This window comes from Mycobacterium sp. NPDC004974 (assembly GCF_053600815.1).
The window spans coordinates 321,357-334,162 of sequence record NZ_JBSGAQ010000003.1 but is presented as its reverse complement, the minus strand read 5'-3'; the positions used below and the strand labels follow the sequence as shown (position 1 = coordinate 334,162).

The window sequence follows — 12,806 nt, the reverse complement described above, 5'->3', positions numbered from 1 at the left end:
ATTCAGGGGTCGGCAGGTTGGCCGCACTTATACCTGGCGCCTGGGCGACAGCCCTTACAACCGGACTAGAAGCCGAGGATGGTGTCGTGCTCGACGTCGAAGATCGGGCAGCCCTTCACGAATGCCCAGGCGCCTACCGTGAATAGGGCAGCGCCGAGGACGACGCCGGCGGTCAGCGCGCGGATCATGGCTGTTCGGGCAGCCCGTATGGGACCAGCGTGGAATAGCCGGTGCCGGGCAGCGAGGCCAGTGCTTGCTCGGTCATCGCGGTGATCGCCGCGGGCCGGTCCGGCGCGGTGACATCAGAGACACCGTCTGCGGTGATGGTCCAGGTGCCGTCACTGCGAGTGGCTGTCACGATGGGATCGCCTGTGGCGGCTTCGAACAGCTTCATGTGGTCATCACCGAAAGCGACGATCTGGTGGTCGGTTTGGACGTTCATTGGGTAGGTCTCCTTACGATTGGATGAACGGGGACACGTCGACGGATGCGCCCGACCCCGAGATGATGACGCTGCCGGCGGTGAACGGGTTCGACCCGACGAACGTGCCGCCGGACACCGCCGACCAGATGCCGCCTTCGGTGTAGGTGCCCGGCGGGGCCGGGATGTTCACCACAGAGCCGTTGTTTCTTCCGGCGGCGTTCGGCGTCCAGCCGGTGGGCTTACGTGCGTAGCTGCCGCCGGCGGCCTCGTTGGCGCCGGTCGTGCCCGCCCCAGCGCCGGTGTGCAGCGAGATATAGGCGCCGAGAGCTGCAATGCCGTTTGACGATGCCTGACGGGTTGCGTTGGGGATACCCATGTTTCGCCTCTCATGTTGCGGGCAGGATCGGAACAATGGCGCCGGTCTTGGCGCCGGAATGCGTGGCAGCGAAGGGAACACCGCTGCCGGTGTCCAGACCCCATCCAGCCACGGTCGCCCACGTGACGAACGTGATGAAGCCGTAGTTGCCTGCGGAGTTGGGTCCCATGACGCCGAAGTTGCTGCTGCCGCCGACGTATCCGGCGACCGCAGCGCCACCGGCCCCGGGGGTGGGGTTCTGATTGACCGCGCCACTAGATGTGTCGCCGATGACGGTGCCGATTGCGCCCGCACGGCGGAACGATGTCGCCATCGCGGCCGACGCCGTGCCCGCCTGCGTGCATGAAATCGTCTGCGCCCCTTGCGGCAGGCTGTCGCTCACCAGGGCGAAAATTGAAATGTATGACGTGTACGGGAACACCCCGCCGTCAGAGGCCGGGCCATACACGCGCGGAATGTTCACCCCACCGAACGTGCAGGTAGGCGCGGTGCTGGTGGTGTTGGTGAAGATGACCACCAGGCAGTTGCCGTTCAGTGTGTGCGACCAGGACCGCGTGGTAGCGCCACCCGATCCGCCGAGGGTGGAGTTGTCGAACTCCACCGGGGCCAGCGCGGCGTCGAAACCCAGGCTCGGCGTGAGGGACAGGCCGAAGCTGCCCGGGATGCGGGGCGCCGCATCCACACCGATCTGCGGCGTGAGCGTGAGCCCGAACTCAGCCGTCGAACGGCCGGCTGCCTCCATACCGATCACCGGCGCCAGGGTGAGACCGAATTCGCCTCTGAAGATAGGGCTTGGTGCGGCATCCACGCCGATCTGCGGGGTCAGTGTCAGGCCGAATTCACGGGTGCACTTCACCTTCCACGGCTTGGCGATCGGCACGGCGGCCGGAGGCGTCAACTTCCAGCTCCGCGGTTTGGGTACCGTCGGCGGGGCGGGCTGCCACATCAGGGATGCAGCTCGATGAACTTGCCGGCCCACTTCCCACCGGACGCCATGAACTCCAGACCACCCTGGGCGTGGCCGATTACGTGAGCCCAGGTGTTGCCCGCGATGAAGTTCCAGATGTTGTCCTGCGTCCGGTTGAACGAGGAGAAATTGGCATCCATGCCGCCGAATCCGCCTGCAACTTGAGAGAACGCATTCGACGGGACCAGCATTTTCGCCGGGTCACCGGCACCTCCGTTGCCGCTGGAGGATCTCACCGCGCCCAGGTAGGCAACGTTGTTGAACGACAGAGAGTTACCGCTGAAAGCAGCGTTGCCGCTCGGGAAGTCGACAGAGATCGCCTGTGTCGTTCCCTTCACGGCGTCCGGCAAGATCGCGGCGGCCAGCGAGTATCGCGCGTTGAAGCCGAAGTAGTTCCCGATGTATGTCGGACCACTCAACACCGGGACGTTGTACGGGCCGCACGTTACCACGGGCATGTCCGGTGATTCGTGGCTGAACGGAATCACGACCGTCTTCGAGATCGGCCCGAAAGTATGGTTCCACGGTCCGCCATCGCCAGATCCGTTGTCAGCGGCGCCCTTGGCGTCGAACAGCACCGTGGGGGTGGGGATCGGAGTGCCAGTCAGGTGGGTGTCGCCGATGTAGGTGATGCGGGCATAGGTATTGACGTTGTGGATGTCTCGGGTACTACCCGTCCCGAACCAGTTGATTCGAAATTCGATGGTGTCGCCAGCATCGAACGGAATTGGCTCATGAAGCATGCTGTATTTGAGATTGGACATGCCGTCGGTAATGACTTCGTCAGATCGATAGACGCTGCCATTTTTGAAAATGTAAATGGTGGCCGCCGTGTCGGGAGAAACCGCCCATGACGCCTTGATTTTGACGTCGAACAGACCCGCGAACGGGAAGGTAAATACGTCGCTGGAAGCGGTCATGGGGAACCCACCGACCTGCGACCAACCGGTCAGTTTCGTAATCGCCCCGGCGGTGATCGTCTGCGGCGCCGACTTGCTCAGCTCCACCCAAGGATGCCCCAACAGCACCGGCACGAACTTCGGCCCGAGGTACTCGAAGGGAATGGTGGTGTTCGCGTCGGTGGGCACAATGCCTGACTCCACCGCCACCTGGTCCTGCGTCACGACCTGCTTGGCGCCACCGTTGAAAAAGATGTCCCACCAGTTTTTCTTGACCACGCCCGCAACGGGATTCACCGGATCCACTGGCTTGCCGTCGAAAATGTCGCGCAGCTCGTCGAGGATGGTCTTGAGCCCGCCCTGCAGCGAGTTGGGCAGCACCAGCTCACCGGCCGGTGTCTTGAACTTCACCGTGCCCGAGGTGCCACCGACCACCATCAGCGCCGGCGCAACGGCCTTCACGCCGGTAGCCGGCACCGTGTACGTCGCCGACAGCGTGGCCCAGGTCGCTGTGCCGGATGGGTTGGCGATCGACTTCAACACGACAGTGCCTGTTGGGTCCTCGGACACCCCGTCATACGTGAGCAGTGCCAACTGCGCAGCAGACCCAGCCGAGGATGTCACCGAGTTGAGCAGCACCTTGATCGAGGCGTCCAACTCCTGGCCCGGCGCTACATCCACGGGGTCGTCGTAGATCGCTTTCGTTGTGCCGTCCAGGACCACCTGCGCCGCGTTGTTGGTCGCATCGAATGACCAGCCGTCCACGTTCGGCACCGATGCCGCGCTGATGAACTCCGCGAACAGATTCGCTGTCTGCGGAATGACGTTCGCCAGCGATACCCCGCCGATTTGGTGGAGACGCAGGCGGCCAGAGATGTTCGCCGGATTCAGCGCGGAGTTGGGGCCGAGCAGCAGGTTGAGCGGCAACAGCACTAGGTTGACGAATTGCGCCGCGGCCACGGTCGGGTCGAAAGCTGGGTCAAGGAAATTGATGGACTCGAATAGCCTGCGCCAGTTCAGGAAGTACGTGCCGAGGTCGTTCTCATCGCCGTCCTCGATGCCGGTAATCGCCTCGACGATGTCGGTCAGGAATGGCACTTTCTTGAGCGCCATGATGGCTTCTTGCTTGGTGGGGAACGTCACCAGTCCGCCGGTGAGGCGGTTAACAATTACTTCGAGAATGGCGTGATCCCAGGGGATCCCGCGGCGCAGTTGTGCCCACACGTCTTCGGTGGACTTGTTCCAGCCGGGGGAGCTCTTGACTTGCTCTTTGAGTCTGCCGATGACGACGTCTTTGGTGCGGTTGACCAGGTCGGCTACTGACCCGTCGTCGCCGGCGATCGCCCACCGCCCGGTGAGGTTGAACCCGGGCGGCCCGCTCGGTGTGGTCATCTAGTTGTCCTTGATGGCCCAGCCGGACAGCTGAATGCCGGTGGTCAAGAAGTCCGATTCGAACAGCAGCGCCGGATACCGGTAGCCGTTGCCGTGCGGAATGTCGTGCGCCGCGTCGGGCCACTGCACGAACGGGGTGGAGAGGTCAGTTCCCTTGTACACCAGGTAGTTATCGGCGAGGTCGTCGTAGATGAAGGTGTATCGGTCGTTGTTGGCGACCGCATTGGCGGCCGACTGCTGGATCGAGTATGCGACCGGGCTGGTGCCGGTCACGATGTTGATCTTCTGGTCGCCGGACAGTACTCCGTATTGGAACTGCAGGCCCACCCACGAGGTGAGGTTCTGATTGCCGGCGACGATGACGGTGGTTTTCCCGCCGGTGGCCAGAGCCCGGATCGTCGATACCTCGACCTTGACGGCGTTCTGGTTGGTCTGGGCCCGGTACCGAGCGACACCCTTGTCGAATACCGCGAAGTCCGCAGACATGGCGTTGGGCAGGCTCAGGGCACTGTTGTCCCAGATTTTCGTCTTGCCCCAGTTGCCGACCCGTACCCATCCGGGATCCACTTCGGGCCCGCTCATGGAGTCGGCGAATGACAGGGACACGTTGGTGGTGCGTGGCGCGGCCAGCGGGGTGGGGTTGTCGTCGCGCACCACCAGGCCGCGGGCGAGGTTGGTGTCGATCGCCGGTCGCGGACCGATCGCGGGTAGGTGTGCGGTCACACGGAAGTACGAGCCGGGCGGAATCAACGCCTGATCGGCAGGGGCCACGATGAATTCGATGCGGTTGTCCGCGACCGTCGCGGGTGCCCAGGTGGCCAGCACGCCGCCGGCCGGGTCGGTGATGATGCACTCGGCGGTGGTGCCCGGTGAGAACACACCGCCAGCGGTTGGGAAGAACGTTGCCACCCAGGTCTGCCCTTCGGACAGAACGAGCGTGTCCTGCCTGGTTTTTGCGCCCAGCATCTACTCTCCCCGTTCTCTCGCGTCGCGCCGTTCCCGTTCCTCAGCTGCTGAACGTTTGCCTTGTGCTCGCACCGCCGAGGCGGCCTCGTCCAGGTCCAGTGACCGCTGCAGCGTTGATTCGACGGCCGGGCGTAGCGAGTCGCGCAGTGCGGCCCGCTCCTCGTCGGTGGTGGCCGCTCGGTACTTCGCTGCCAACTCCGGGTTGAACGCGTCGAGGGCGGCCTGCATTGTTTCGTCGTCGATCTCGGCGACGCCGGCCGCGGCATGCGCGCCCAGCGGCGTGTTTTTCGGCATCACAACGCGGTGGGTCGCCACGGCCTGGATGTAGCGGAATCCGAGGTCGGCGAAACCCTCAGCAGCGGCGCGGCGCATCGGCGCCGGCAACCCCATGGTCTCGTCGCCGCGGCCTGTCTTGATCGCGCTCAGGGCGTCGATCAGATTGGCGACGGTGGTTGCCCTGTCGGCTATTTCAACGAATTCTTCTGTCACAGTTCCTCATTCATCATGAGATCAGGTGGACGCCGATGTTCTGGATGGTCGCGAGGACCTTCTTGAGGGTTCGGGCGTTGCGTTCCCCTTGGCTCATCGCAGCTTTGTTGAGCCCGATCGTCACCGACCAGGTGAGTGGTTGGCCGGCCGAGTTGTCCTGCTCGGGCACCATTTCCTCGACCTGGTCGGCGAACATGGCGTCGATGCCGTTTTTCAGCAGCTCGCAGTGCGTTGAGCCGATGCGGTCACCAATGTTGAAGTGCAGCCCGGGGATCACCCAGTGTGATCCGTCGAGCTTGATGCGGTGCCCGGTCTGGGCTTTCGTCGAAGTGAATGCGCCGCGGATCGCGGCCTCGGCCGATGCGGACCAGGCATTGTTCTCTGCGCCGGACCGGTACATCTCCATGAGGTGCATCCAGCCGAGCTCCTTGACGCGGCCGATGTTCTTCCATTCCAGCCAGGCCGCGATGGTGCCGACGATGAACGGCATGATCACGTCGGCAGCGATGTCGCCGAGCGAGTCGAAGCCGCCGAGCAGGAAGTAGCCGAGCAGGTTGCCGACCGATTCGATGATCAGGTTGACGATCGCGTCGGCGGTGGGATTGTCGCCGCCAACGACGACTGACACCGGACCCGCTGGCGACCAGGACAGTTCGGAATCGAAGTCGTGCCATTGGTCATCGTTGATACAGATCCACGGCATCTCGGCGAATGTGCCGAGCCAGCCTTTCTGGTAGTAGGAGTCCGGCGCCAAGGTCTCATCGTCGGCGACGACGTTGAGGATGTCTTCGAAGTAGCCGTCGGCGTAGGTGACCGCCGTACGCACGAACCCGGCGGCGATGGTGCCGTCGAGGAATGTCCCGGTGCCCAGGTGGAATCCGCTGCGGTCGACGACCTCGAACACCAGGGCGCCGTTGGCGACCTCCGGTGTGAGGAGTCCTTCGGCGCGTTCGCCTTTCACGGTGAGGATGCGCCGATAGGTGATGACCATCTGGGCGTCGTCGAGCGCATCGGCGAACGTCACGTCGGCGGCATTCATGCGTGAGGCGATCGGCCCCCACAGCGTCGAATCGTCGAGCAGCCACGGGGAGGCCTTCACGTGGGCCTGCCACAGTGACCAGTCGATCGCGCTCGTCCACTGTTCCGGGTCGAATGGGTCGTCGGGCAGCGTGAATGGGTGACCCTGGACCCGGAAGAAATTGAGCAGGATGGTCATGCTGATCGCCCATTTCAGGGGCGCATACAGGAAAAATTCTCGAAGCGCCTGAATGACCGGGATCGGGGTGGCCGGGTTCGGCGGCACGAGCAGGTACTGCAGGTACTGCAGGTCATCGTTGAAGAACAGCGTGAAGTAGATGATTCCCTTGCGGCGCTCCAGCTTCCAGTACCGCAGCAGGCCCGACCAGCGCCATGCCCCGTTGTAACGGGACACGGTGATCATGACGTTCTTCAGTGCCTCTTTGTTGTTCGGCAGCGCCAGCACGTACCGGGCGATCGCGTGATCAACGGGGATCGAGATGTAGCCCTGCGACGACACGTTTTTGCGGGACGGCCAGGACTGTTTGATCGCGGCCATGTCGGAGATGCGGCCGAGGAACTCCGCGCCGGCCGATCCGTCAGGCGGGTTGATCCACAGCTCGATGTCGTTCTGCTGCATCCGGTACATCGCCTGCCGGGCCCGGACTTCATCGACGTTGCGCTCGATGCGGTCGAGCAGGGCGGTACCGTCGATCATCGTGCCATCACCAGGGGCTGCGACATCGGCCTCGAGTACCACTGCGGGATGGTCAGTCGGCAGTGAGCACCATCAGGGTTGGCGACTCCGGAGACCCGCACAGTGGCCTTCTCCCGCAGCCCAGCCGGAAGCGGATACCGCAGGTCATGCCCCTTCCAACGCCCCTGCACCAAGGTTTCGTTCTCCGAGAGGATGGTCTGCTGACGCGGGTCGGAGTCGACGACGATGCCGCCGTCGCGCTCATCGATGGTCGGGATCGGCACGGTGCGGCCGTAGTCCTCGATCGGCCGGCCCAACATCGGGGACCCCCAGGAGCTATCTGACACCTCCCAGACAGCGTCTTCGGACAGCGTCCAGCGGCCCCAATCGGGAACATCACCGGCATTGATGAAGTCGAACTCAGCCCACCCCTTGGCTACACCCGGGTCAAGGTGAAATTCCTGCACCTCAGGTTTGCCGACGTAGAACGGCAGCTCAGCCGACAACACGAACTGCTCCGAGGATGCGCCGGTGAGGAACGGGTCGCGCGTCTCCCAGGCCAACGATGAGAATGCGGTCGACTGGTTTTCCTTGCGTACGAACAGGTCTCGAATGCCATCGGGGCCGGTGAAGCGCAGCCTGGTTTCGACGTCGTAGTCGAATGCCCAGCCAAGCTGGGTTGCGACCTGAGACCAGGTGTATTTGTCGCAGTGGTATGCAGTGAAGGTGAGCGGGAAAGTACGCTTCTTGAATCGGTAGTCCTGGTAGCGCTGGCCGAATGCGTTGGTGACCCAGCGGGTCTCGACCGGGAGGTCGAAGATCCCGGCAGCTTTCGGCGAGAGGATCACGTGTTGCTGGCCGCGGCCCGGACCCATCACGCGTGCGAAGTAGTCCGGGTTGGACGGGTCGCCCTTGATGATGTCGAGCGTCAGATATTGAGACACTGCACGTCCCTCACAGAATGTAGTCGGCCATTGTCTGTGTGCGTTGCTGCTCGAAAAGCACTTGCTTGTCGTAGAAGTCGCGCGGGTCGTTGGTCGACACGTCGCCGAACACCGTGCGGGCGTCGATCGTGCGGGCGGGCTGTGGCGGTGCGGACAGGACCGGGGCGCCGTAGGCGCTCGCGGTGGTGTTGTCGCCGAGGTTGCCGACCAGCGCCGACGAGAACACGTTGACGACGTTCTTGGCGATCTTGCCGCCCTGTTGGAACAGGCCCGACACCATCGACGACGCCAGGCCCCCACCGAGTGCGCCGGCGCCGCCACTGCCGCCGGCGGCACCCATCGACATCGCGGTGGATGCCAGGTTGCCCAGTGTTGATGCGGTGGAGTCGATTGCAGTGTTGATAGCGGGCAGATTGTGGTCGATACCGGAGCTGCTCGACGCGGCGGCGGATCCCGCGGGCGTGAAACCGGGCCCTTGACCGTGCGCGGGAGCGGCGCCCGCCGGCGGCGGTGGTGCCTGCGGGCCCGGCGCCGGCGCCGCGGGGGCAGCAGGGGCCACCGGCGCCGGTGCTGGTTTCGGTGCCGGTGCGGCGCCGGCCGCCGGACGTGGTGTCATCTGCTTGATGTCGGGAACCTGCGGACGCGGCGGCGGCGTTGGTTTGCGCAGCATCGCCAGGGACACCTCGCCGCCGGGGGCCCGGTGCAGCGCACCGCGGAACGCGTACACCGCGTCCTGGCCGCCCATCGCATCGACGTCCTCGGAGGCCAGCACGTGCTCGTTGTCCGACAGCATCGCGGGGATCTGGTCGCCCTTGGGTCCGCCCGGGCCGCGGACACCGCCGCCGAAGGCGAAGCCCTGGCCGCGCCCGATCTGCAGCGGAGCGCCGTTCTCGTCGACACCCCACCGCTTGGCCACGTACGGCAGCGCGGCGGCGATCTGCGAGCCGGGATCCATGTAGTCGCCGCCGGTGATGTTGTGCGCGTTGAACGTCGACTGCAGGAAGTTGAGGATCCCTGCCACCCGCTGGGTACCACCACGGCCGTTGGAATCGTTGGCGTTCACCGAGTTCGGGTTGCCGCCGGACTCGGTGCCGATCTGGCGGACCAGAGCGTCCTCCCACGACTGGAAGTTGCTCGCCGTGATGCCGTACGCCGGCCCGTAGGTCGCGAGGATCTGCCGCACGGTGGGCCGCCACTGTTCGGAACCTGTGCCGCCGAGCGGGTATGTCATGCCGCTCGACGAGCCACTGGCCAGCGCAGCCAGGTCCGATTCGGCGTCGCTGGCTTCGCGGATGGCTTTGTCGAGGGCGTTCTGGCGGGCCATCCGCGTCGACTGGGTCGCGTTGGCCGGCAGCTCATTCATGCGAGCGCGCTGTTCCTCGACTGCTTTGCGCTTGTCGGAAACTTTCTCCTGGGCCTCGCGGATCTTTTTCGGATCCATCTGCTTGCCGCCGGTCGAATCCGCCGAGCCAGCTCCGGGGTTGGCGCCGAGCAGCCTGCCGAGCGCGCCCTCGCTGCTGAACGCGAACTGGCCGACCGACTGGCCGGCCTGATTCCACGGGTTGTCTGGCGACAGGATCGAGTTCTCCAGGCCGACGATGCCCAGCGCGCCCTTCCATAGCGAGGTGGCGAAGCTGCCGACGGTGCGGGCGGTGAAATTGCCGAGCCACTGCCCGGTCTGCTCACCCCAAGCCATGACGTTCTTGGCCGGGTCGGAGCTGAAGGCGGAGCCGACCAGGCCCCACAGTCCGGGGATGCCGGCGGCCCGGTCTGCCAGCGACAGCGGCTTATTGCCGCCGGCGGGCACGATCGTGCCGGCACCGTGCTGTGTTTGCAGGCCGGGGATCAGACCGGTGTCGGCGCCGGCCGGAGCGCCCAGGTTGGCCAGGTTGGCCAGGTTGGAACCCAACGACATCACGTTGCCGATCGGGCCCTGGATGCCGGAGGCGAACGCACTGAAGATCCCGGACAGTCCACCGCCCTGGTAAGGGTTCGGCGCGATCGGCCCGGCCGGTCCGGGAGCGGCGCCGGGGTTGACCGGGTTGCCGAACTCGTCGACGACTGCGCCGCCGCCTGCGTAGCCGCGGACACGGCCGCTGTGCAGGGCACGCCGGAATGCGTACACGTTGCCCTGGCCGCCCATCGCTGCGACGTCGTCGGTGGTGAGCATGTGCTCGCCCGGCATGCCCATCAGCGGCACCGAGTCTCGGCCGGCGACGCCGCCCCAGATTTCGCCGCCCGCGGCTTTGTGTTGCGGCGGCGGCGCGGCGGGGAATGTGGCGTTGAACGCCAGCGTGAACTGTTGCTGCTGGTACTTGCGCACGAAGGCGTCGATGGTGGCCTGGGCAGTGCTGGTGTTGGCCTTGACGGTGATTTCGTCCTTGCCAGTGTTCTCGATCTGCACGTCGAGCTTCTTGAGGTTTTCCAGCACCTCGGGGCTGGGGTCCTTGATCTTGACCTCACCCTGGGAAAGCTGCTGCACCTCCTTGGCGATGTCGGCCACATTCGACTTCACAGCGGACAAGTCACTGCCGCCGAGCAATCCGCTCAGGCTGCCGGGCGCCTCCACATTCGCCTTCGGCATCGGTGCGGCACCGGGCAACGGGTTGACGACTTGCACCGGAACCTGCGGCTTGGGCGGTGGCGGGGGCAGGGGCTTCGGCGCGGGCGGCTTCGGCGCAGATGTCGACGGCCCGGGCAGCGCAATGCCGTCTGGGGTGATGATCTGGCCGTTGGGTCCGATCGAATAGCCGGGTAGTTGGCCTTGCGCAATCAGGTCCGCCATGCCCTGGCTGACCGACGGCTTCATCGACCCGTCCTGGTTGTACACCGACGGCAGCATGGTGCCCTTGATGGCGGGCACCGCTTCCATCTGGCCTTCTTTGGAACCCGGACGATTCGCCCCTGCGTCGTGCTGTTGCTGCCACCCGCGTTCCCACGCATCGGCATTCGGCACGAACTGCTCGGGATCCATTTTGATCAATACCGCAGTGAGTCCCGTGATTGCTCCGATGAGAGCTCCCCAGGGCCCGGCGGCACTACCGGCCAGTGCGGCGCCGCCGATGGTGGTCAGCGCGTTCCCGCCGTTCACACCGTTGTCGCCGATATCGCTCAGACCGGACAACGCGAGCGATCCGCCACCGATCGCCTTCAGCATCCCCAGCTTCCCGAGGATCCCGCCGCCGCCTTGGGCGCCCAACTTGCCGTTGATGCCGCCGAGCGCGTTGTCGACACCGCCCAGAGCACCGAGTAGACCAGTGAACGCGCCCATGGTCTTCCAGGCCAGGAACGCGGTCGCCAATCCGGTGACGCCGGCGGGCATCGCGGAGATGACATCGGTGACGGTGCTGAGTACGGGCAGCAGCATGTCGGCCCATTGCTTGGCGCCGTTGTAGACGTCGCCCAAGGTCGATCCGACGTTCTTGAGGATCTCGAACCACTCTTTGAGCTGTTTGCGGCCGTCCTCGAAAAACTTCTTCAGCTTGTCCTGGCCCTCAGCGGAATTCACGAACAGCGCGAGTTTCTCGGCGCCCGCGTCGAGCATCGAGAGAAGGCCTTCACCGCCGCCGGCAGCCTGTGTGATTCCGGCGAACGTCTTGCCCAGGTCGAGCACGATCGAGCCGAGGTGCTCGACGCCCTTGATCCCGTCGTCGATCCACTTGGCCAGCCGGCCGTCCTTGTCGGCTGCGCTGATGAATTTGTCGAACCGGTCGGCGAGACGGCCGACACCGTCGGCGAGGCGGGGCAAGGTGTCGGTGCCGGCGGCTGCCAGCGTGCCGAGCCCATGGATGAGCGGGTCGATCGCCTTCGACAGGCGGGCCTGCGCGTCGCCGGTGTTGCCCAGGATCCGGTCCAGCAATCCCTGCGAGGACTCCGAGCCGGCCGAGGCCATCAGCTGCCGCAGGTTCTGGTTGAGCCCGGAGGCGATCCCGGACAGGCCCTTTTGCAGGACCGGCAGATCCGCGTCGACCAGCTTGCGTAGATCGCCCGACACACCCTCAAACAGCTTCTGCTGGATGGGTTTCTGCAGCGCCTCGGTCAGTTCCTTCTTGACATCTACTGCTGTCTTCACCGCATCGGCGGCTGACGGGGCCAGACTGGCCAGCGCCTTTTGCGCGGCCTCGATCGACTTCGCCGACCCGTCCGCCGACTTTTCGACAGCCTCGAACGCGTCAGAGACGCCGGCAACGCCGAGTTTGAACGTGCCGATCGACGCGGCGCCGGCGGCCATGACTCCGGGTAGCAGCAGGCCGGCCTGGCTCACCTGCTGCATCGCGCCGGCCACGTTGGCCAGTGCGGTTGCTGCCGCGGGCAAGCTGCCCAGGCCGAGCGCCCCTGCGTTCCACTTCAGCGCTGACAGCGCCTTGCCTGCGTCGGCGAGCTTGCCCAGTTCCTGGGTGGCCCGCTGTACCGATTTGGTTTCGACGTTGACCGGAATGTCGAGGGCGTTGCGTTCCTCCTGCGCGCGCCATCGAGCCAGATCCGCCTGTGCTTGAGCAAGATTCGGATGCACCGCCACACCGAGCTGGGCGTCGATCTTCTTGAGATCGGCTTCGAGTTCGGCCTTGAAACCCTTCAGTGAGGGCCGGATGTTGATCGCGGCATCACCGGCGTCGTATGTCGCCAACGATGACA

10 protein-coding genes are annotated in these 12,806 nt (G+C 65.0%); all 10 read right to left on the bottom strand.

The window, feature by feature from the left end; translation table 11 throughout:
* Positions 1-65 precede the first annotated feature (65 nt).
* The 10 genes from ACWEFV_RS09710 to ACWEFV_RS09665 are packed head-to-tail and all read right to left on the bottom strand — an operon-like array spanning position 66 to position 12,798.
* Positions 66-188: a hypothetical protein gene (locus ACWEFV_RS09710; RefSeq protein WP_450070002.1), complete on the bottom strand. Its 123-nt coding sequence runs from the start codon at positions 186-188 to the stop codon at positions 66-68.
* Positions 185-442, bottom strand: a complete 258-nt coding sequence (locus ACWEFV_RS09705) for a hypothetical protein (RefSeq protein WP_450070001.1) — start codon at positions 440-442, stop codon at positions 185-187. Before ACWEFV_RS09705 ends, ACWEFV_RS09710 begins: the two co-directional genes overlap by 4 nt.
* A gap of 13 nt (positions 443-455) precedes the next feature.
* A complete protein-coding gene (locus ACWEFV_RS09700; RefSeq protein ID WP_450070000.1) occupies positions 456-800 on the bottom strand; it encodes a phage tail fiber protein in 345 nt (114 codons plus the stop codon).
* A 10-nt stretch (positions 801-810) separates the two neighbouring features.
* Entirely contained in the window at positions 811-1,746 is a 936-nt protein-coding gene (locus ACWEFV_RS09695; RefSeq protein WP_450069999.1) for a hypothetical protein, read from the bottom strand.
* A complete protein-coding gene (locus tag ACWEFV_RS09690) occupies positions 1,746-4,058 on the bottom strand; it encodes a hypothetical protein (RefSeq protein WP_450069998.1) in 2,313 nt (770 codons plus the stop codon). The genes ACWEFV_RS09695 and ACWEFV_RS09690 overlap by 1 nt, the downstream gene beginning before the upstream one ends.
* Complete coding sequence (locus ACWEFV_RS09685) at positions 4,059-5,024, bottom strand: LtfC-like domain-containing protein (RefSeq protein WP_450069997.1); 966 nt, start codon at positions 5,022-5,024, stop codon at positions 4,059-4,061.
* A complete protein-coding gene (locus ACWEFV_RS09680) occupies positions 5,025-5,513 on the bottom strand; it encodes a hypothetical protein (RefSeq protein ID WP_450069996.1) in 489 nt (162 codons plus the stop codon).
* A gap of 13 nt (positions 5,514-5,526) precedes the next feature.
* Positions 5,527-7,248, bottom strand: coding sequence for a Gp37-like protein (locus tag ACWEFV_RS09675; protein ID WP_450069995.1), 1,722 nt, complete (start codon positions 7,246-7,248; stop codon positions 5,527-5,529).
* Entirely contained in the window at positions 7,245-8,171 is a 927-nt protein-coding gene (locus tag ACWEFV_RS09670; protein WP_450069994.1) for a hypothetical protein, read from the bottom strand. The genes ACWEFV_RS09675 and ACWEFV_RS09670 overlap by 4 nt, the downstream gene beginning before the upstream one ends.
* A gap of 10 nt (positions 8,172-8,181) precedes the next feature.
* Entirely contained in the window at positions 8,182-12,798 is a 4,617-nt protein-coding gene (locus ACWEFV_RS09665; protein ID WP_450069993.1) for a hypothetical protein, read from the bottom strand.
* Positions 12,799-12,806: the final 8 nt, after the last annotated feature.